The organism is Methylobacterium sp. E-065 (assembly GCF_022829605.1).
GTDB lineage: Bacteria > Pseudomonadota > Alphaproteobacteria > Rhizobiales > Beijerinckiaceae > Methylobacterium.
The window spans coordinates 18495-37536 of the sequence record NZ_JAKSYD010000153.1; the positions used below are offsets into that span (position 1 = coordinate 18495).

Sequence of the window (19042 nt, forward strand, 5' to 3'; positions counted from 1 at the left end):
ACAATCCGGTCGCTCGCCGAGATCACTCTGAATAGAAACGAATGCAGATTTGCGATGTTTTCTCATACCGAAGACGGCTATACACAGCCTTCTTGACAGTTCGAAATCAGAATTCATAAATCGCGGATACATTCCGATCGGCGAACTCACGAACGCGTGAACAAGCCGGTGCGCCCTCACCCGATCCGCAGACAGGTCCGTGGCCCGAGCCGCCGCAGCAGCCGCAACAGATCGGCCCGGGCGAGCGCGACGCAGCCTTCCGTGGGGCGGTAGCCGTCCCGGGCGAGGTGCAGGAAGATCGCCGACCCCCGCCCCCTGCGAATCGGCCCGCGGTTGTAGTCGAGGTCGATCACCACGTCGTAGAGCCCGTCGTCCCGCCAGAGCGTTTCGGCGCTGACGCCCGGGGCCGGCAGGCGGATCGGGCGGTTGTAGCGGCGGTCCCGGCTTTCGTCGCACCAGCCGTCGCCGGGCCGGGTCGCCCGGAGCGGCAGGGCCGTGCGTGGGCGAAGCCCGAGATGGTCGGGCCGGTAGGCGCCGCCGCGCAGCCGGAACCGTCCGCGAGGCGAGCCGCCGTCGCCCTCACGCTTGTCGACGACGATGCCGCCGGCGCCGAGCGCGCAGGGAATCACCGTGGGTCCGACCAGCAGGTGGCCCCGGGACCGGTTGCCGATCACCGCGCGCATGCGGATCTCGCGCAAAGTCACGGGGACGCCGTCCTCGGCCCGTCCGCCCGGCCGTCGCCGCATGTCCGCCCTCCCCTCAGCCAGCCGGCTGGCCGGCCTCGACCCGCGCGCCTTATGCCCGATATTCGTGCCCGGACGGATGAAAATTGCGCACAAGGCAATTTCCCGCCACAAAGTGTGCTCTATCCTTGCCCGGAGCCTGGGGCGTCAGCCGGGACTTGGGAGGAGACCGGTCCCGCGCCAGCGCGAGAGGGGCACCTTCGGAGTCCGGCACGGCGGCCCGGCCACCGCAGCAGACCCGCTCGCCGGGGCGCCCTCCGCCTCGACGGTGCAATGATGCGGAAACGAAGGCCTCCGCAGGATCGCCGCGATCACGTATCGCGGCGATCCTGCCGAGAACCGCTAGTCTTGCGTGCTGCCCCCCGGGAGGATCGCCCTCCCCCACCGGCGGCCTGTCCTGGGACCCGGACGATGTCGAATGCCTACCGCCTGCTGATCTGCGATGATGACGCGATCCTGCGCGACACCCTGACCGAGCAGCTCGATCTCTGCGACGAGTTCACGGTCTTCACCGAGGCGAACGCCACGGACGCGATCCGGCGGACCGCCACGGAGCGCATCGACCTCGCCGTGATGGATGTCGGCCTGCCCGATCTCGACGGGCGCGAGGCCGTGCGCCGGATGCGCGCCGGCGGCTTCCGCGGACCGGTGATCATGCTCACCGCCCAGGATTCCGAGGCCGATCACGTCGAGGGGCTGGAGGCCGGCGCCAACGACTACGTCACCAAGCCGTTCAAGTTCGGCATCCTGCTGGCCCGGATCCGCGCCCACCTGCGCAGCCACGAGGCCTCCGAGGACGCGGTGTTCCAGATCGGCCCCTACACGTTCCGGCCCGGCGCCAAGCTGCTGGTCGGCGAGCGCGGCTCGAAGCTCAAGCTGACCGAGAAGGAGACCGCGATCCTGCGCTTCCTCTACCGGGCGGGCCGGGCCGTGGTGAACCGCGACACATTGCTGGCGGAGGTCTGGGGCTACAACGCCCACGTCACCACCCACACGCTGGAGACGCATATCTACCGGCTGCGCCAGAAGATCGAGCCCAACCCGGCTACCGCCGCGATCTTGGTGACGGAGGGCGGTGGATACAAGTTGCTGCCCTGACGAAAAGACGTTTTACGTATATGCGACCAATCGGTACGCGTATGCGCAGGGTAGTGAGGCGTTCTTGGGGCTCGACGACGATATCGCGATCCTCGCCGGTGCGCCGCTGTTCGGCTTCCTTGATCGGGATGCCCTGCGCCTGCTGACCTTCGCGGCCGAGCGACGCGACCTCGCGGATGGTGACCTGCTGTTTGCCCGCGGCGACCCGGCCGATGGCGGCTTCGTGGTGATGTCGGGCACGATCCGGCTCGAACCCCGGGACGCCCACGCCGAGCCGGTCCGGGCCGGCCGCTCCGCGCTGATCGGGCAGCTCGCCCTGTTCGTGCGCGGGACGCGCCCGACCGTGGCCCGGGCCGAGAGCACCACCGCGGTCATGCGCATCACCCCGACGCTGATGCGCCGCGTGCTGGAGGAATTTCCGGAGGCCGCGCAGGCCGTCCACGCGACGCTGGCGGACGACCTCGCCGACTTGGTGGCCGACCTCGACCGGGTGCGCGCGCTCCTCGACGTGATCGACGGCATCTCCTCAGGTGACAGCCCCGGTGCCCGCTTGTAAGCACGGGCTCCCGCCACGAGAGTGTTTCGACCTCCATGTCCCAGGCCGGCAAGCCCATTTCTGATCTCGCCCATTCCGATCTCGCCCAGACCATCGAAGCCGCCTGGGAGGACCGCGCCACTATCTCGACCGCGACCCGCGGCGCGGTGCGCGAGGCTGTCGAGGCGGCACTCGATCTGCTCGATTCCGGCAAGGCCCGGGTCGCCGAGAAGAGCGGCAACCACGATTGGGTGGTCAACCAGTGGCTGAAGAAGGCGGTGCTGCTCTCCTTCCGTCTCAACGACATGGCGACGATCGCGGGCGGCCCCGGCGGCGCGCCCTGGTGGGACAAGGTCGCCTCCAAGTTCGCCGGCTGGGGCGAGGCCGAGTTCCGCGCCGCGGGCCTGCGCGCCGTGCCGGGCTGCTTCGTGCGCCGCGGCTCCTACATCGCGCCCGGCGCCGTGCTGATGCCGAGCTTCGTCAATCTCGGCGCCCATGTCGGCGAGGGCACCATGGTCGACACCTGGGTGACGATCGGCTCCTGCGCGCAGGTGGGGAAGAACTGCCACATCTCCGGCGGCGCCGGGATCGCGGGCGTGCTGGAGCCGCTCCAGGCCAACCCGGTGATCATCGAGGACGATTGCTTCATCGGCGCCCGCGCCGAGGTGGCCGAGGGCGTGATCGTCGGCCAGGGCAGCGTCCTGTCGATGGGCGTCTATATCGGCGCCTCCACCAAGATCGTGGACCGCACCACCGGTGAGGTGATGTACGGGCGCGTGCCGCCCTACTCCGTCGTGGTCTCGGGCACGATGCCCGGCAAGGCCCTGCCGGACGGCTCGCCCGGCCCCGGCCTGTACTGCGCGGTGATCGTCAAGCGCGTCGATGCCGGCACCCGGTCCAAGACCGCCATCAACGAGCTGCTGCGCACCTAAACCGCACGCCAGGGCTTTGCCCTGGCAACCCACCCAAGGGCGCGGCCCTTTGGGATCCCCGATCGGGTGGACCGCCGGATGGACACGCAGGCGCTGAACCTCACGGTGGCGGGCCGGCCGGTGCCGACGCCCTGCGACGTGATCGGGCAGGGGAAGGCGGCGCTGCTGTTGCCGGCCCTGTCGACCATCTCGGCGCGGGCCGAGATGCAGGCCCTCGCCCGTGCCCTCGGGTCCGCCTATCGCTGCCGCATGCCCGACTGGCCGGGCTTCGGCGCCCGGTCGCGGATGCGGGTGCCCCTGGCCCCGGAAACCTTCCACACCTTCCTGGATGCGCTGCTCGAAGCCGCCCCGGGCCCCTACGCCCTCGGGGTCGCGGCCGGGCACGCCGCCGGCTATCTGGTCGCGGCGGCGCGGCGTCATCCGAAAGCCTTCGACCGGCTGGTGCTGGTGGCGCCGACCTGGCGCGGGCCGCTGCCCACCGCGATGCCGGCCCGCGCCCACTGGTTCCCGCGGATCCGCCGGGCCGTGGAGGCGCCGCTCCTCGGCGAGGCGCTTTACCGGATCAACATCAGCCCGCCGATCATCGGCCGGATGATGCGCGCCCATGTCTACGCCGACGCCGCCCGGGTGACCCCGGCCCTGATCCGCGAGAAGCACGCCATCACCCGCCAGCGCAACGGCCGGTTCGGCACCGCCGCCTTCGTGACCGGCGGCCTCGATCCGGTGGGCAGCCGCGCCGATTTCCTCGACCTGTTCGCGGGCGACCTGCCGCCGATCTTGGTTCTGCGCCCCGACGGCGCGCCGCGGCGTTCGGGCGCCGAGATGGACGCGCTGATCGCCTCGGGCCGGGTGACCGGCGCCGCGATCCCCGGTGCGCTCAGCCCGCATGAGGAGCACCCGGAGGCGGTCGCGGCCGCGATCCGGGCGGCTTGAGGATCCATAGGGCAGGGCGCCCGGAGGATATCGAGCGGCATTGCGACCATGCCGCCCCGGTCTCGATCCGGCTTCAGGCGCGGCTCAGATGTTCACGCCGACGCTGCCGCGCTTCTGAACCCGCGGGCAGCCGCCTCGGTCTCCTCGATAAGCGTATCGAGAGCCGTCAGGCTGCTGCTGATCTGAGCGTTCAGGTCGGCGCGGATCTTGTCGATCCGTGTGTGACCGGTCAGCTCTTGTCCTTGCAGGCCGGCAATTTGCGCCGTCAGGTCGGCACGTCTCCGTTGCAGGTCTATCAGGAGCACCTCGACCTGCGCCGTCATCAGGTCCGCGGCCTGAGCTGAGTCGGCCAGTGAAAGGGTTGCTTCCGCTTCGGTCATGGCAGCTTGATTCTCCCTCCGGCGGAGAGGGCTAGATCATGTGGCTCGTTCCAAGCTTGGCGGCGACCCTTTGGGTCAAACGCTGCGCTTGGCGAGGGTCGAGCGCCCCCTGGACACGATCCTCCGCCTGTGCGCGGACTGACTGGGCCGGCTGAACCGTTCGTCCGGCAGAGCGGGAGCACCCGCGGAAGCATCCGATAGAATCCCGGATCCAATGATGCGCCTCTTGCTCCGGCCCCCCTGCCTTTCGGCAGTCCTCGTCCTTCTGCTGGCGTCCGCCGGTCCGGCCTGCGCCGAAGAGGCGCCCCGCCCCGCCCCATCGCCTGCACCCTCGGCTCCGCCCTCCCTCGGCGCCGACACGCTCAAGCCCGGCAAGCCGGCCGTGAAGCCCTACCTCGCCGATACGGCGCTGCCGGACGCGATCCAGATCCTGCCGCCGCCGCCGGCCCACGACGCGCCCCTCGACAAGGCGGACCGGGCGGCCTTCGCCACCACCCGCGCCCTCAAGGGCAGCCCCCGCTGGGAGATCGCGGCCAACGACGTGTCCGAGGGGGCGGCCGCGGTGCTGGAGAACTTCGCTTGCGTGCTCGGGACGCGGATCGACCAGGCCCGGGTGCCGGCGGTGATCAACCTGCTGGAGCGCGCCCGCCTCGACCTCGCCCATGCCACCCGGGGTCCAAAGGTGCATTACCGGCGCCTGCGCCCGTTCGTGGGCAACGAGGCGCCGATCTGTGTGCAGCGGACCGAGAAACTCGCCGACAGCTTCAGCTACCCCTCCGGCCACGCCACCCAGGGCTGGGCCTATGCGCTGATCCTGGCCGCCCTGGTGCCCGAGAAGGCGACCGCGATCCTGGTGCGCGGGCGGGCCTACGGCGAGAGCCGCGTCGTGTGCGGCGTGCATTGGCTCAGCGATGTGGTGGCCGGGCGCCTCACCGGCACGTCGGTCTTCGCCGCCCTGATGGGTGATCCGACCTTCCGGGGCGACATGGAGAAGGCCCGCGCCGAACTCCGCGCCGCCATGACGAATGCCGGGACGGGCGCCGGGGCGGCCTCTGATCAGGCCATCTGCACCCGGGAGACAGAGGCTCTGCGCGAGCCGCCGCTGGAGTTCTAGGCTCGAACGATTACAGTTTTTAAGTCTTCTAAGTGTGTGATTTACAACACGTATTTGGCTTGATCAATAAACCGTGAACGATCAATCGTGAGCCCAGTGCCGATCTAAAGGCACGCAACAGGGTTCTTGATGTCCATGCGTACCGCCCGACTCGGGCTGCTCCTCGCCTCCACCACCCTCGCGGGTCCCGCCCTCGCGCAGGACCGAAGCGTGCAGCTCAACGAGATCTCCGTGGAGGCCGTCGGCCCCGGCCCCGCGGTGGCGGCCGGCGCGGGGCTGGGCGGGAACGTGAGCAGTGGCGACGGCGGCACGGCGGCGACCAGCGGCGGGGGCGGGGGGCCGTCCGGCATCACCGGCTACGTCGCCCGGATCAGCCCCACCGCGACCAAGACCAACACGCCGCTGATCGAGACCCCGCAATCGGTCTCGGTCGTCACCCGCGAGCAGTTGAACGACCGCAACGTCCAGAGCTTCAGCGACGCGCTGGCCTACGTGCCGGGGGCGAGCGTCAACGTCTCGGGCTTCGATCCGCGCTTCGATCAGGTCTTCATCCGCGGCTTCGACGTGCTGTCCAACCAGGGCACCTACCGCGACGGCCTGCGCCAGATCGGCAGCGGCTTCATCTTCCCGCGCATCGAACCCTACGGGCTGGAGGCCGTGACCGTCCTGCGCGGGCCGACCTCGGGCCTCTACGGGCTGGGCTCGCCCGGTGGCATCCTCGACGCGACCTCGAAGCGCCCGGTCTTCGCGCGCTTCGGCGAGGTCTGGTTCCAGAGCGGCAGCTTCGACCGCTTCCAGGGCAACTTCGATGTCGGCGGCCCGGTGGAGGGCTCGGGCGGCACCATGGCGTACCGGCTGACCGGCGTGCGGCGGGAAGCCGGCACCTTCATCGGCCGCGGCACCAACGACGACCAACTCAACATCGCCCCGGCCTTCACGTGGAAGCCCTCGGCCGATACCACCTTCACCTTCCTGAGTGAGTTCCAGGTCCGGAACACGCCCGCGACCGTGTTCTACTACAACGATCCCGGCTTCCGGGTGACCAAGTACTACAGCGGCGACCCGCGCTTCGCGGGTCTCGACCAGACCCAGTACCGGGTCGGCTACGCCTTCGAGCACCGGTTCTCGGAGGATCTGATCTTCCGCCAGAACTTCCGCCACTACGGCGTCTTCCTCAGCGCCAAATACACCGGGATCGATTCGATCAACGCGGCGCGCACGCTGGGCTCCCGCTCGACCGGCTACATCCGCGAGGGGCTGGTGCAGCAGACGTTGGACAACCAGCTCGAGGCGCACTTCGTCACCGGCCCGGTCGCCCACACCCTGGTGGCCGGCGTGGACTACGCTCATTACGGGCTGAGCAACCGCTTCGGGGCCGGCCCGGCGCCCGACCTCGACCTGCTCACCCAGAATTACGGCCGGCAGTTCATCCCGACCCCGACGCTGGGGAGCCCGACCCGGCAGGCGCAGGATCAGATCGGCGTCTACCTGCAGGATCAGGCGCGGTTCGGCGACTTCATCCTGACCCTGAACGGGCGCCACGACTGGATCTCCCAGGACAACCGCGCGACACCGGTCAGCGCAGTCACACGCCAGGACAACACCGCCTTCACGGGCCGCGTCGGCCTAGGCTACGTCCTGGCGCCCGGGCTCGTGCCCTATGCCAGCTACGCCACGACCTTCACGCCGCAGGTGGGCACCGACGTGCGCGGGCAGGCCTTCAAGCCCGCGACCGGCGACCAGATCGAGGCCGGCGTGAAATACCTGATCCCCGGCACCAACATCCAGACGGCGTTTGCGGGCTTCGACATCGAGCAGTCGAGCATCCTGCGGACCGACCCGACCAACCTCGCCTTCCAGGCCGCCACCGGCGCCGTGCGCTCCCGCGGCTTCGAAGCCGAGGCGACCGCCAACCTCGCGCCTGGCACGAACCTGACCATCGCGTACACGCACCTCGACTTCCGCTTCGTGAACCAGACCTCGTTCACGGGCGCGACGCAGGACGGGAACCGCGTTTCCGGCATCCCGAGCGACACCTACGCGTCGTTCCTGACCTACGCGTTCCCGACCTACTCGCCCCTGCGCGGCCTGACGATCGGCGGCGGCATCCGCTACATCGGCACGAGCTTCGCGGATGACGACAACACGGTGCGCAACCCGACCGTGACGCTCTACGACGCGCTGGTCGCCTACGATTTCGCGGCGATCGACCCGAAATACCAGGGCCTGCGCGCGCAGATCAACGCCACCAACGTGTTCGACCGGACCTATAACACCTGTGCATTCGGCAATTGCTACCGCGGCGCGCCGGCCACGGTGATCGGCAGCCTGATCTACCGCTGGTAGCAGGCCCGGCAGGGGACACCGGCATGGCAGGCTCCCGCTCCCGGCACTGGAGATCGGCGCGCATTTCGTCCTAAGGCCGGAGCCTCGTCCTCCGGTCCGGACCCGCCATGCTGTCGACCCTCTTGGTCGTGCTGCCGATCTTCGCGCTTGTCTTCGCCGGGTGGCTCGCCCGGCGGACCGGCGTGCTCGGCGCCGCCGCCACCACGGAACTCAACCGCTTCGTGGTCTTCCTGGCCCTGCCGGCGCTGCTGTTCGACGTCACCGCCCACGCCCATTGGGCCGATCTCTGGAAGCCCGGCTTCATCGGCGCCTTCGGGCTGAGCAGCCTCGCGGTCTTCGCCTTCACCGTCCTGATCCGGTGCGGGGCCGGGCGACCGCTCGCCGATTCCGCCCTGGACGGACTCAATGCCGGCTACGCCAATACCGGTTTCATGGGCTTCCCTCTGGCGCTCGTAGTCTTCGGGCCGGAGGCGCTCGCACCCACCACGGTGGCGGTGATCCTCACCGTCTGCGCGGTGTTCGCGGTGGCGATCGTGCTGATCGAGATCGGGCTGCGCCGGGCGGACTCGGCGGGCGGGCAGGGGAGTTCGCGCGTTCCAATCTGGCTCGCGGTCGGCCGCTCGCTGGTGCGCAACCCGCTGCTGGTCGCCCCGGCGCTCGGCGCCCTGGTGCCGAGCCTCGGCCTCGCCGTCCCGGCGCCGGTGGAGACGTTCCTGAAACTCCTCGGGGGGGCAGCCTCGCCCTGCGCCCTGGTGGCGCTCGGCCTGTTCCTGGCTCAAAGGCGCCGGAGCCGGGGCGGGGCAGGGCGGGATGGGCATGCGCGGATCGCGGCCTTGCTGGTCGCGCTGAAGCTCGCCGCCCATCCGCTGCTGACCTACGGGCTCGGCCGGTACGTCTTTGATCTGCCGCCGCTCCAGCTGCACACCGCCGTGCTGATGGCGGCGCTGCCCACCGGGACCGGGCCGTTCATGCTGGCGGAGTTCTACCGGCGCGAGGCCGACCTGACCGCCACCGTGGTGCTGGTCTCGACCGTGCTGGCGGTGCTCACCGTCTCGGGATACCTGGCGACACTCTGAAACCAGCCGACCACGCTCTCGCCGCAGTGGAATCGTAACCCGCGCCGCGTAGCTTGGTGGCGCGGCACGCGGTGTCCGCGCTAGAACGATCCGGCGAAGCGGGGCGGAACGACGGCGTGATGGTGGGTTCGGGCGTATCACTCGCGGGGCGGATCGCCCGCTTGACCTGCGTGGCCGGCTTGGCCTTGAGCCTGTCGGCCTGTTTCCGTCCGCTCTATGGCCCGACCGCCTCGGGTGAGTCGGTCCCGGCGCTGCTGGCCGCCGTGCAGGTCGACGACGTCGCGATGGCGCAGGGCCAGGAGCGGCTCGGCCACTATCTGCGCAGCGAACTGGTGTTCGACCTCGACGGCTCGGGCCAGCCAGCGACCAAGCGCTACCGGCTCAAGCTCTCGGGCTCCGAGATCGTGCAGACCCCGATCGTGTCGTCGACCACCGGCCGCGCCGAGGCCGGCACCCTGGTGGCCAACATCAAGTACAGCCTGGAGGACATGGCGGGCACCAAGGTCTACAGCGATGGCGTGGCCACCTCGACCGCGACCTACGACCGCTCGGTCCAGCGCTTCGCCAGCCAGCGGGCGGCGCGCGATGCCGAGATCCGGCTCGCCAGCGTGCTGTCCGACCAGATCAAGAGCCGACTGGCCGCCGTCCTCTCCACCAAACCGTAACCGGCATGACAGCCGTCAAGGCCGGTGAGATCGAGGGGCTCCTCCGGCGGGGGCCCGATCCGCGCATCCCGGTGATCCTCGTCTACGGGCCCGATACCGGCCTCGTGACCGAACGCGCCCGCAAGCTCGCCGAGGATTTCGTCCCCGATCCGGCCGATCCCTTCGCGCTGGTACGGATCGACGGCGATGCTTTGGCCTCCGACCCGGGCCGCCTATGCGACGAGGCCGGCACGATGGGCCTGTTCGGCGGCCGCCGGTCGATCTGGATCCGGCCCGGGAGCCGCAACTACGCACCGGCCGTCGAGGCGGTGCTGTCCGCGCCGGTGGCCGAGGCCCGCATCGTCGTCGAGGCGGGCGACCTCGCCAAGAACAACCCGCTGCGCACCCTGTGCGAGCGCTCCCCCCGGGCGCTGGCGATTCCCTGCTACGCGGATGACGAGCGCACGCTGGCCGACCTGATCGACCGGACCCTTCAGGAGCGCGGCCTGCGGATCGACCGGGCCGCCCGGGAGGTGCTGGCCCGTAGCCTCGGCGGCGACCGCCGGGCGAGCCTGATGGAGATCGAGAAGCTCGCCCTCTACGCGGCCGGAGAGGGCACCGTGACGCTGGATCACGTGGAGGCCATCACCAGCGACGTGGCGGCGAGCGTGCTCAACACGCTGATCGACGCCGCCTTCGACGGGCGCCACGCGGCCGTGGAGCGCGATTACCGGCGGTTCCGGCACGAGGGCCTGGATCCGGGCGTGGTGCTGGGCTCGGCCCTGCGACACGCCCTGACGCTGCTGACGACGCGGCTGGACAACCCCGACAAGACGCCCGCCATGATGGTGGCGACGTGGCGGGGCCTGCATTTCAAGCGCAAGGCCAGCCTGGAGGGGCAGCTCGGCACCTGGGGGCCCAGCACCCTGCGTCAGGCCGCGGTGGCCCTGCAGGGGGCTGTCCTGGCCTGCCGGCGGGCCGAACCGGAGCTGGCGCACGCGCTTGCCTCCGCGGCGCTGCTGCGGGTCGCGGAAGCAGGCGCGCGTCGGCGTCGGTAGAAGTCCCGGTTTCAAAAGGCCGAGGCCTTTTGCGGGTGCAGGGCAGAGCCCTGATGGATTCGGGCGAAGCCCGTTTGTCGGTCTTCGCCCGATGTCGGAGCTCCGCCCCGACACCCCGCCAAAGGGCTCGCCCTTTGGGAACCTCGACTCCGCTCAGCCGTCCGAGACCTTGAACCGGTTCAGCAGCGCCTGCAGCTCGTCCTGGGTCTCGTAGCGGATCCGGATCTCCCCCGAGGCCTCGTCCTTCGGGCGGTACGACACCTCGACGCCCAGTGCCCGCCGGATCCGCAGCTCCAGATCGCGCACCGGCGCGGCGCGCTCGGCCGACAGGCGCGGGCGGCCGGGGCGAGGGGTCTCGCTCGGCTCGGCCTCAGCCTCGGCCGAGGCCAGGGCCTCCACCTGCCGCACCGATAGGCCCTCGGCCACGACCCGACGGGCCAGACCCTCCGGGTCCTTCACCGACAGCAGGGCGCGGGCATGGCCGGCGGTCAGCTCGCCGGCGGAAAGGCGGTCCTGCACGGCGGGCGGCAGGTTGAGCAACCGCAGGGTGTTGGCGAGGTGGCTGCGGCTCTTGCCCAGGATCTCCGCCAGATCCCGTTGGGTATAGGAGAAGTCCTGCATCAGGCGCTCGTAGCCCGAGGCCTCCTCGATCGGGTTCAGGTCGCTGCGCTGGACGTTCTCCAGAATGGCGAATTCCAGCGAGGCGCGGTCGTCGATCTCGACCACCACCACCGGCACCTCGTCGAGCCCGGCCCGCTGGGCCGCCCGCCACCGCCGCTCGCCGGCCACGATCTCGAACGTGCCCGGCACGTCGCCGATCGGGCGGACCACGATCGGCTGGATCAGGCCGCGCTGGGTGATCGAGGTCGCGAGTTCGGCGAGTTCCACCTCACCGAAGCTGCGCCGCGGGTTACGTGGGTTGGGCCGCAGGAACTCGATGGCGACCTTGCGTTGCCCCTCGATCTTCGCGGGCGTCGGCGCGGCATCGCTGAAATCGCCGATCAGTGCGGCGAGACCGCGCCCCAGCCGGGGTCTTGCCCCCTCCTCCGCCATGCTTGCCACCCGTCTCACGCTCCACACGCACCCCCGGTTTCGTGGGGGCTCTCTCGTCGCCGTCAGGCCGCCGCCGGAACCCGGCCCTCGCGCTGGATCACCTCCGAGGCGAGGCGCAGATAGGCTTGGCTGCCGGCGCATTTCAGGTCGTACAGCAAGGCCGGCTTGCCATGCGACGGGGCCTCCGAGATCCGCACGTTGCGCGGGATCACGGTCTCGTAGACCTTGTCGCCCATGAAGCCGCGCACATCCGCCACCACCTGGGCGGAGAGGTTGTTGCGCGGGTCGAACATCGTCAGCACGATACCCTGGATCGTCAACTTCGGATTGAGAGCGCCGCGCACCTGCTCGACGGTCCGCAGCAGCTGGCTGAGGCCCTCCAGGGCGAAGAACTCGCATTGCAGCGGTACCAGCACGGCATCGGCCGCCGCCAGGGCGTTGATGGTCAGCAGGTTGAGCGAGGGCGGGCAGTCGATCAGCACGTAGCTGATCCGGCTCAGGCTCGGCGCCTGGGTCAGGCTCTTGAGCGTGCCGCGCAGCCGGTGCGCCCGATCGGGCAGGGTGGCGAGTTCCAGCTCCAGCCCGAGAAGGTCCATGGTCGAGGGCGCGATCGACAGGCGCGGCACCGCCGTGGGAATCACCGCCTGGGCCAGCGACGCCTCGCCGGCCATGACCTCGTAGGTCGAGACCCGCCGGCTTGCCCGGTCGATCCCGAGGCCCGTTGAGGCGTTGCCCTGGGGGTCGAGATCGATGACCAGCACGTCCTCGCCGATCGCGGCGAGCGCGGTGCCGAGGTTGATCGCCGTCGTCGTCTTACCGACGCCGCCCTTCTGGTTGGCAAGCGCCAGGACGCGCAGAGGTCGACGCACGGAAGACTCCATGGACCGGTCGGCGGGCTCGCCGAGGATGGCTTCGCTCATCGATGACTCGGGGCGGCGAGGGCGGTGACGCGCACGATTCGGGCTTCGGAATCGGTCCGGCTCGGCACGAGGTCGTTAACGACTGTCCACTGCGCGGCAGCCTGGGTCAATTCGGCTTGCGCATCCCGGCCCTTCGGAAACAGACCGGTGGTACCCGTTTTCAACAATGGCTCCGTCCAGGCGAGAAGTTGGGGCAGGGGCGCGAGGGCCCGGGCGCAGACGATTTCGGTGGCTCCGACATAGTCGCCGATCACGGTCTCGATCCGCGCGTTGCGCACCCGGACCGGAGCCCCGGTGAGACGGGCCGTCTCGGTCAGGAAGGCGCATTTGCGGGCGTTGCTCTCCACGAGATCCACCCGGATGCCCCGCTCCGCCCCCGCGATGGCAAGGATCAGCCCCGGGATACCGGCGCCGGAGCCGAGATCGAGCCAGGTTTTCGCCTCCGGGGCCAGATCGAGGAGCTGGAGCGCGTCGTCGATGTGCCGGCTCCAGACCTCCGTCAGGGTGGCGGGGCCCACGAGATTCTTGATCGGCTGCCAGCGGCGAAGCTGAGCCACGTAGATGTCCAGACGCTCGGCTGTTTCACGTGAAACATCCGAGGCGGCGAGGATGCGGGCGCGGTCGGGATCGGTCATGCCGACGGACGACCCAAACCTACCCGATCACCCCGGCGGGCATGGGCGGCCAGCAGCGTCAGGGCGGCAGGCGTCACGCCCTCGATCCGGGCCGCCTGCCCCAGCGTGCCGGGCCGCACGGTCTCGAGCTTCGTGCGCATCTCGTTGGAGAGCCCGCTGATCGCCGCGTAGTCCAGACCTGCCGGCAGCCGCACCGCCTCGTCCCTTCGGAAGGCCGCGATGTCGGCGTTCTGCCGGTCGAGATAGACCGCGTAGGTCGCGTCGGTCTTCAGACGGTCGGCGACCAGCGACGGCACGGCAGCGAGGTCCGGCCAGATCGCCGCGAGATTCCACCATTCGATCTCCGGATAGGCAAGGAGCTGAAAGGCGGTCCGCCGGATCCCGTCGCGGTTCAGGCTGAGGCCGTGGCCGGCGGCTTGGCTCGGCGTCAGCGTCAGGGCATCGAGCCGGGTACGGGCCGCGTCGAGCGTCTGCTGGGATGCCGCGAAATGCGCTGCGCGCCGGGAGCCGACGCAGCCCAGTTCGACCCCGCGGGGCGTCAGACGCGCATCGGCGTTGTCGACCCGCAGGGACAATCGGTACTCCGAGCGCGAGGTGAACATCCGGTAGGGCTCGCTGACCCCATGGGTCACGAGGTCGTCGATCATGACGCCGAGGTAGGATTCAGCCCGATCGAAGATCGCCGTCTCGAGGCCACCCGTGCGACGGGCCGCGTTTAGGCCGGCCACCAGACCCTGCCCCGCCGCCTCCTCGTAGCCGGTGGTACCGTTGATCTGCCCGGCGAGGAACAGGCCGGGACACCGCTTCACCTGCAGCCCCGTATCGAGTTCGCGGGGATCGACGTAATCGTACTCGATCGCGTAGCCGGGCCGCAGGATCTCGACGCGCTCCAGGCCCGGGATCAGCCGGACGAGGTCGTGCTGCACCGCCGCGGGCAGGGCCGTGGAGATGCCGTTCGGGTAGATCGTCGGATCGTCGAGCCCTTCAGGCTCCAGGAAGATCTGGTGGCCCTCGCGGTCACCGAAGCGCACCACCTTGTCCTCGATCGACGGGCAGTAGCGGGGGCCCCGGCTGGCGATGCCGCCGGAATACATCGGCGAGCGGTGCAGGTTGGCGCGGATCAGATCGTGGACGGCTTGCGTCGTCCGGGTGATGCCGCAGCGGATCTGCGGGTTGGTGATGCGTTCGGTGAGCGTCGAGAACGGCACCGGATCGGCATCGGCATCCTGCATCTCCAAGCTGGCCCAGTCGATGGTCCGGCCGTCGAGGCGCGGGGGCGTCCCGGTCTTGAGGCGGCCGAGGCGCAGGCCGAGGCGATCGAGGGTCCGAGCCAGCCCGATCGCGGGGGCCTCGCCGACCCGGCCAGCCGGGATCTGGCGCTCGCCGATATGGATCAGGCCCCGCAGGAAGGTGCCGGTGGTCAGCACCACCGCACCGCAGGCGAGGCTGCGCCCGTCCGCCAAGACGAGGCCCTGGATCTGGCCCGCCGCATCCAGGACCAGATCCTCGCAGGCGCCCGCCACCACGGTCAGGCCCGGGATTTCGGCGATGGCAGCCTGCATGGCGGCGGCATAGAGCTTACGGTCAGCCTGGGTCCGCGGCCCGCGCACGGCTGGCCCCTTGCGGCGGTTGAGCAGGCGAAACTGGATGCCGGCCGCATCCGCGACCCGGCCCATCAACCCGTCCAGGGCATCGACCTCGCGCACGAGGTGGCCCTTGCCGAGCCCCCCGATGGCGGGGTTGCACGACATCGCACCGATCGTGGCCGGATCGTGCGTGACGAGGGCCGTGCGCGCGCCGCAGCGCGCCGCGGCGGCCGCCGCCTCGACGCCGGCATGGCCGCCACCGACGACCGCGACGTCGAACCGGTCGGAGGAGGGGAGGGGCATCGAATCTCGAACTGCGTCTGCGGACATGTCGCCGGATGGTCCCAAGGGGACGTTGGCGGCCAAGCGTTGTGTCAGCCGGTCTAGAGGCGCGCGGCCGCAACGGTCAACGGGCCGGCGCCGGGTGGCCCCAGCCCACTCGGGCGCCAAATTTCTCGATACGGTGCACGAATACTGTATTTTTGATTCTATCTGGATGCGATGAAACTGATCAGCGTTGCTTTACTTTTCATCGGCCGATGAAGACCTGATGAACGCGTCTTGCCAGCTGGATGTCCGCGTGCAAACCTGCCCTGTCCCCGATTCCTAGCTGGGCGCCGGTGTCCGGCAGGCACCCGGGAGACCTCGCTTCGCAGCGTCGCCGTGGTGACGCGCGGTGGGGGAGACAACGATGTCCTCGCTTACGATCGGTCTTGGCGCTGCCTGCTGCGCGGCCGGCGCCGCCGCCCACTTCCTCGACACCACCCATCGCAAGGAGGGCGTGTTCGGGCTCGCGGCCTTCGCCCTGCTGCTGACCGGGATGTACCTGAGCCGCGCTTAGCGGTTGATCGCTTCGCAATCCCGGGTTTCCAACGGGCGAGCCCTTTGGGGGGTGCTCAGGGCGGAGCCCTGAGAGGCTTGGCCCTGAGACATCGACCAGGGCTCTGCCCTGGACCCGCGAAAGGTCTCGACCTTTCGAAACCAGGACTGGGGCTCAGCCCGTCATGGCCGTGGCCGTGTAGCCGGCCTTGGTGAGGGCCTCGGCGATCGACAGCGCCTGCGCGTCGGTGCGGATCGCCACCCGTCCCGCCGCCCGGTCCACCTCAACCTCGGCTGCGGGGTCGAGGCGCTTCACCGTGCGGATCACCGCAGCGGCACAGCCGTCGCAGGTCATGCCCTCGACCCGCATCAGCAGGTCGGCGTGCGTCGCATCCATGTGAGCCTCCGTGATCCGTATCGCCGGAATGTCGGAGCCCGGAGCGACCTGCGCAAGCGTGGGCTCAGAACAGCGCCGGCATCCGGAACGCGTAATCGATCCGCAGGCCGAACTGGTACTGGTTCGGGTTGCCGAAGGGCCGGCGCACCAGCGGGCTCGCGCCGGAGGCCCCGAGGATGCGGTTGTAGCCGGCAAAGGCCGAGTAGGCCCACGTCTCGCTCTGCGTGTAGGTCACGCCGCCGAGCACGCCTGCCGAGTAGAAGCTGGCCGGATCGTACGGGGTGACGCGGCCGTTGAGCGCGGCCTCGACCGGCGACACGCCAAAATACTTCCGGGCGTAGCTGGCATCGCCCATGTTGAAGCGCGGCCCGATCGAGAACAGGAAATTGTCCACCGGGATCAGGTAGTCGGCCGCCAGGGAGCCCACCGTGCCGTGATGCCCGTAGACGCCCTGCCGAGCCTCGACCCGGGTGCGGATGAAGGAGACCGGGTAGAACTCGGCGAACACGCCGGGCTCGACCGCGAAGCGCGCGTCGCGGAAGCCGAACAGGTGCCGCCGGTCGTCGCCGTAGTAGCGCCCGGGCACGAACCGCGCGGTCGGACCGATCCGGAAGGTCCCGTTGTCGAAGACCGACAGGCTGAAGCCGTCGTCCGGCGTCGAGAAGCGGCGCGGCTCGCCCACCTTCCGGATGTCGATCGAGGGATAGAACACCGCCGCGTAGTCGCTGGCCCCGGGGTAGCGCGGGATCGCCTGGATCGAGCCGCTCAGGGTCACGATCCACGTGCTGGGATCGACCATGGTGAAGGTCGGCGTTTGCCGCGGACCATCGACGGCGAGATCGGCCGCGCGGGACGCGGTGGTGCCGCACGCGGCGAGAAGCGCACCAGCGCCGAGAAGGGCGCGGAGTCGGGATTTACGCGGGGGCACAGACGTCATGGCCACGCTTTATGGCGCGTTTTGCTGACCGGTGCATTTGCAAGGCGCGCAACCCATCCCGGATCGCCACGCAATCAGGCGCGCCGTGACGATTCCGCAACGTTCCAGCGGGCGCGGGCGTCACACCCCACGGAATTAACAGGCTTCCGATCGCTGGGCGTCGGCCCACGGCCTTGCCGCGCCGGTCCCTCCGGGCCATTGATCGACGCATTCGATTCGCGCCCGGCGGGGCTTCGCCTGGGACCTTCCCCGGCGACCGGTGCGCGAATCCGGCAGGTGTTCAGACGATGGTCCCGGTCCTCGGCCGGTACGCGGGGCTGTTGACGGCTACCCTTCTCGGGCTCGTCGTGTTCGGGCCGCTCGCCGTGTTCCTGCCGCTCTGGAGTGCCCTGACGCTCGGCGCCGTGTCAGCCGCGGCGTCCGGCCTCGCCCTCACCCGCATCAAGGCCCTGACGGCACGCTGCGAGAAACTGTCGGGCGAAGTCGACCTTCTGTCCCGGCGCCTGCTCAAGGTCGAGACCACCGCGGTCAAGCCGGCGCCTGACTCCGTCGAGGCGGCGCTGCGGGCCCAGATCGAGGAGCTGACCGTCGAGTTCGGCCTCCTCTCGGGCATCGTGCGCGACCTCACCACGGTGGTGAGCACGCAGGACGTCGAGATCGCGGGTCTCAATGCCCGGCCCGCACCGGCGCCTCCTGCACCACCTCTTCCCGCGCCGGCTCCACTGGAGCCCATCCCCGCGGCGGCTCCGCCCCAGGCGGTGACCGCAGCGCGGCAGCCGGCGGTCTTCGAGCCCCCTGCCGTGCAGCCGTCTGCCCTCGAACCGCCGGCCCCGGTGCCGGTCCCGCCGCGGCCGATCCCGCCTCGTCCAATCCCGCCCCGGCCGGTGCGCGACCCGGCGAGCGAGGCCGAGATCATCCGGGCCTTCGAACAGGACGGGCTGGAAATCCACCTACAGCCGGTGGTCAGCCTGCCCCAACGCAAGGTCGTAGCGTACGAGGCGCTGGCGCGCCTGCGGATCGGGGCTCCGGGCACCGCCCCGGCCGAGCCGGAGACGTTCCTGCCGGTGCTGGAGCGCTATGGCCGGACCACCGAACTCGACCGCCGCATGCTGCAGCGGGCCGCCCTGGTGGTGCGGCACCTCGCCCGCCGCGGCAGCGACACCCTGCTGACCTACGCGCTCTCGCCGCTCTCGCTGTTCGAGCCCGGCCTGCTGCGCGAGCTGGGCCGCGCGGTGGCGGAGGATCCGTCCCTGGCCGGGCTGGTGATCGCCCTGCCGCAGGCGAGCTGGCGGGGCCTCGATGCCGGCCAGCGCGGCCTCCTGATGCCGCTGCGCGGACGGATCGGCTTCAGCCTCGACCGGCCGGACGATCTGCGCTTCGACGCGGTGGACCTCGCCGCCCTCGGCATCGGCCAAGTCCGGGTGCCGGCCGCGATGCTGCTGCGGCCGCAGGCGATCCCGGGCAGCCTGTCGGACCTCGCGGTCGAGGATACGGGGCCGGCCCTGGCGCGGGTCGGGATCCGTCTCGTCGCCACGGGCATCGCCGACGAGGCCGACATCCCCGACCTGATCGACCTCGACGTACCCTTCGCGCAGGGCGCGGCCTTCGCGGCGCCGCGCCCGGTGCGGACCGAGGTCCTGACAGCGCCGCCCGAGACCCCGGAGCCGCCCACCGAGCCGGGCCCCGAGCGGCGGCCCTTCCGCTCGGTCCTGCGCCGGGCCGTCTGAGCGCGTTCCGCGTCGCAAGGTCATGGTTTAGAAAGGGCGAGCCCTTTCGCGGGCCCAGGGCAGAGCCATGGAACGTCAGGGGCTCCGCCCCCGAACCCTGCCAAACGGC

19 protein-coding genes are annotated in these 19042 nt (G+C 70.3%); 11 read left to right on the forward strand and 8 right to left on the reverse strand.

Translation table 11 applies throughout. The features are described 5' to 3' along the window. Positions 1 to 176: 176 nt before the first annotated feature. A complete protein-coding gene (locus tag MKK84_RS20335; protein WP_409566530.1) occupies positions 177 to 683 on the reverse strand; it encodes a L,D-transpeptidase in 507 nt (168 codons plus the stop codon). A gap of 471 nt (positions 684 to 1154) precedes the next feature. Here MKK84_RS20335 and MKK84_RS20340 point away from each other — a divergent pair, with 471 nt between their 5' ends. From MKK84_RS20340 to MKK84_RS20355, 4 genes are all read left to right on the forward strand, one after another. Next, positions 1155 to 1841, forward strand: a complete 687-nt coding sequence (locus tag MKK84_RS20340) for a response regulator transcription factor (RefSeq protein ID WP_243922927.1) — start codon at positions 1155 to 1157, stop codon at positions 1839 to 1841. Positions 1842 to 1905: 64 nt separating this feature from the next. Then, positions 1906 to 2397 carry a cyclic nucleotide-binding domain-containing protein gene (locus MKK84_RS20345; protein ID WP_243922928.1) on the forward strand — a complete coding sequence of 164 codons (492 nt, stop codon included), beginning with the start codon at positions 1906 to 1908 and terminating at the stop codon, positions 2395 to 2397. A 35-nt stretch (positions 2398 to 2432) separates the two neighbouring features. Continuing rightward, a complete protein-coding gene (gene dapD / locus MKK84_RS20350) occupies positions 2433 to 3308 on the forward strand; it encodes a 2,3,4,5-tetrahydropyridine-2,6-dicarboxylate N-succinyltransferase (RefSeq protein WP_243922930.1) in 876 nt (291 codons plus the stop codon). A gap of 78 nt (positions 3309 to 3386) precedes the next feature. Beyond that, on the forward strand, positions 3387 to 4241 hold the full coding sequence (locus tag MKK84_RS20355) for an alpha/beta fold hydrolase (protein ID WP_243923043.1): 855 nt from the start codon (positions 3387 to 3389) through the stop codon (positions 4239 to 4241). Positions 4242 to 4333: 92 nt separating this feature from the next. Here the strand turns inward: MKK84_RS20355 and MKK84_RS20360 are convergent, their stop codons facing one another. Continuing rightward, positions 4334 to 4621: a hypothetical protein gene (locus MKK84_RS20360; RefSeq protein WP_243922932.1), complete on the reverse strand. Its 288-nt coding sequence runs from the start codon at positions 4619 to 4621 to the stop codon at positions 4334 to 4336. A gap of 214 nt (positions 4622 to 4835) precedes the next feature. Here MKK84_RS20360 and MKK84_RS20365 point away from each other — a divergent pair, with 214 nt between their 5' ends. From MKK84_RS20365 to holA, 5 genes are all read left to right on the forward strand, one after another. Continuing rightward, complete coding sequence (locus MKK84_RS20365) at positions 4836 to 5735, forward strand: acid phosphatase (RefSeq protein ID WP_243922934.1); 900 nt, start codon at positions 4836 to 4838, stop codon at positions 5733 to 5735. Positions 5736 to 5864: 129 nt separating this feature from the next. Continuing rightward, a complete protein-coding gene (locus tag MKK84_RS20370; RefSeq protein ID WP_243922936.1) occupies positions 5865 to 8081 on the forward strand; it encodes a TonB-dependent siderophore receptor in 2217 nt (738 codons plus the stop codon). 107 nt (positions 8082 to 8188) lie between these two features. Then, positions 8189 to 9157, forward strand: a complete 969-nt coding sequence (locus MKK84_RS20375) for an AEC family transporter (RefSeq protein ID WP_243922938.1) — start codon at positions 8189 to 8191, stop codon at positions 9155 to 9157. A gap of 119 nt (positions 9158 to 9276) precedes the next feature. Beyond that, positions 9277 to 9822 (forward strand): LPS assembly lipoprotein LptE, encoded by a 546-nt coding sequence (gene lptE / locus MKK84_RS20380; RefSeq protein ID WP_243923045.1) that lies wholly within the window; start codon positions 9277 to 9279, stop codon positions 9820 to 9822. Positions 9823 to 9827: 5 nt separating this feature from the next. After that, positions 9828 to 10859: a DNA polymerase III subunit delta gene (holA, locus tag MKK84_RS20385; RefSeq protein WP_243922940.1), complete on the forward strand. Its 1032-nt coding sequence runs from the start codon at positions 9828 to 9830 to the stop codon at positions 10857 to 10859. Positions 10860 to 11012: 153 nt separating this feature from the next. Here the strand turns inward: holA and MKK84_RS20390 are convergent, their stop codons facing one another. The 4 genes from MKK84_RS20390 to mnmG all read right to left on the reverse strand — a co-directional run bounded on the left by MKK84_RS20390 (position 11013) and on the right by mnmG (position 15356). Further along, positions 11013 to 11912 carry a ParB/RepB/Spo0J family partition protein gene (locus MKK84_RS20390; RefSeq protein WP_243922942.1) on the reverse strand — a complete coding sequence of 300 codons (900 nt, stop codon included), beginning with the start codon at positions 11910 to 11912 and terminating at the stop codon, positions 11013 to 11015. Between the two features lie 62 nt (positions 11913 to 11974). Next, positions 11975 to 12832 carry a ParA family protein gene (locus MKK84_RS20395; RefSeq protein ID WP_276081665.1) on the reverse strand — a complete coding sequence of 286 codons (858 nt, stop codon included), beginning with the start codon at positions 12830 to 12832 and terminating at the stop codon, positions 11975 to 11977. Next, entirely contained in the window at positions 12829 to 13467 is a 639-nt protein-coding gene (rsmG, locus tag MKK84_RS20400; protein ID WP_243922944.1) for a 16S rRNA (guanine(527)-N(7))-methyltransferase RsmG, read from the reverse strand. Before rsmG ends, MKK84_RS20395 begins: the two co-directional genes overlap by 4 nt. Further along, positions 13464 to 15356 (reverse strand): tRNA uridine-5-carboxymethylaminomethyl(34) synthesis enzyme MnmG, encoded by a 1893-nt coding sequence (gene mnmG, locus MKK84_RS20405; RefSeq protein ID WP_243922946.1) that lies wholly within the window; start codon positions 15354 to 15356, stop codon positions 13464 to 13466. The genes rsmG and mnmG overlap by 4 nt, the downstream gene beginning before the upstream one ends. 388 nt (positions 15357 to 15744) lie before the next feature. Between mnmG and MKK84_RS20410 the strand changes: the two genes are divergently transcribed. Beyond that, a complete protein-coding gene (locus MKK84_RS20410) occupies positions 15745 to 15894 on the forward strand; it encodes a hypothetical protein (RefSeq protein WP_243922948.1) in 150 nt (49 codons plus the stop codon). 153 nt (positions 15895 to 16047) lie between these two features. On the opposite strand, the gene MKK84_RS20415 is transcribed toward MKK84_RS20410, so the two are convergent. Then, positions 16048 to 16269, reverse strand: coding sequence for a heavy-metal-associated domain-containing protein (locus MKK84_RS20415; RefSeq protein WP_243922950.1), 222 nt, complete (start codon positions 16267 to 16269; stop codon positions 16048 to 16050). Positions 16270 to 16333: 64 nt separating this feature from the next. Then, positions 16334 to 17206 (reverse strand): MipA/OmpV family protein, encoded by an 873-nt coding sequence (locus MKK84_RS20420; RefSeq protein ID WP_243922952.1) that lies wholly within the window; start codon positions 17204 to 17206, stop codon positions 16334 to 16336. A gap of 287 nt (positions 17207 to 17493) precedes the next feature. On the opposite strand from MKK84_RS20420, the gene MKK84_RS20425 reads away from it, so the two are divergent. Next, on the forward strand, positions 17494 to 18933 hold the full coding sequence (locus MKK84_RS20425) for an EAL domain-containing protein (RefSeq protein ID WP_243922954.1): 1440 nt from the start codon (positions 17494 to 17496) through the stop codon (positions 18931 to 18933). The last annotated feature ends 109 nt before the right edge of the window (positions 18934 to 19042 follow it).

Excerpts from the sequence above, each read along its gene's own strand:
- MKK84_RS20415 (WP_243922950.1), bottom strand. The coding sequence starts at position 16,269 with ATGGATGCGACGCACGCCGACCTGCTGATGCGGGTCGAGGGCATGACC.
- holA (WP_243922940.1), top strand. The coding sequence starts at position 9,828 with ATGACAGCCGTCAAGGCCGGTGAGATCGAGGGGCTCCTCCGGCGGGGG.
- rsmG (WP_243922944.1), bottom strand. The coding sequence starts at position 13,467 with ATGACCGATCCCGACCGCGCCCGCATCCTCGCCGCCTCGGATGTTTCA.
- MKK84_RS20355 (WP_243923043.1), top strand. The coding sequence starts at position 3,387 with ATGGACACGCAGGCGCTGAACCTCACGGTGGCGGGCCGGCCGGTGCCG.
- MKK84_RS20360 (WP_243922932.1), bottom strand. The coding sequence starts at position 4,621 with ATGACCGAAGCGGAAGCAACCCTTTCACTGGCCGACTCAGCTCAGGCC.
- MKK84_RS20370 (WP_243922936.1), top strand. The coding sequence starts at position 5,865 with ATGTCCATGCGTACCGCCCGACTCGGGCTGCTCCTCGCCTCCACCACC.
- MKK84_RS20365 (WP_243922934.1), top strand. The coding sequence starts at position 4,836 with ATGATGCGCCTCTTGCTCCGGCCCCCCTGCCTTTCGGCAGTCCTCGTC.
- MKK84_RS20340 (WP_243922927.1), top strand. The coding sequence starts at position 1,155 with ATGTCGAATGCCTACCGCCTGCTGATCTGCGATGATGACGCGATCCTG.
- MKK84_RS20410 (WP_243922948.1), top strand. The coding sequence starts at position 15,745 with ATGTCCTCGCTTACGATCGGTCTTGGCGCTGCCTGCTGCGCGGCCGGC.
- MKK84_RS20395 (WP_276081665.1), bottom strand. The coding sequence starts at position 12,832 with ATGAGCGAAGCCATCCTCGGCGAGCCCGCCGACCGGTCCATGGAGTCT.
- MKK84_RS20375 (WP_243922938.1), top strand. The coding sequence starts at position 8,189 with ATGCTGTCGACCCTCTTGGTCGTGCTGCCGATCTTCGCGCTTGTCTTC.
- MKK84_RS20420 (WP_243922952.1), bottom strand. The coding sequence starts at position 17,206 with ATGACGTCTGTGCCCCCGCGTAAATCCCGACTCCGCGCCCTTCTCGGC.
- mnmG (WP_243922946.1), bottom strand. The coding sequence starts at position 15,356 with ATGCCCCTCCCCTCCTCCGACCGGTTCGACGTCGCGGTCGTCGGTGGC.
- lptE (WP_243923045.1), top strand. The coding sequence starts at position 9,277 with ATGGTGGGTTCGGGCGTATCACTCGCGGGGCGGATCGCCCGCTTGACC.
- dapD (WP_243922930.1), top strand. The coding sequence starts at position 2,433 with ATGTCCCAGGCCGGCAAGCCCATTTCTGATCTCGCCCATTCCGATCTC.
- MKK84_RS20335 (WP_409566530.1), bottom strand. The coding sequence starts at position 683 with ATGCGCGCGGTGATCGGCAACCGGTCCCGGGGCCACCTGCTGGTCGGA.
- MKK84_RS20390 (WP_243922942.1), bottom strand. The coding sequence starts at position 11,912 with ATGGCGGAGGAGGGGGCAAGACCCCGGCTGGGGCGCGGTCTCGCCGCA.
- MKK84_RS20425 (WP_243922954.1), top strand. The coding sequence starts at position 17,494 with ATGGTCCCGGTCCTCGGCCGGTACGCGGGGCTGTTGACGGCTACCCTT.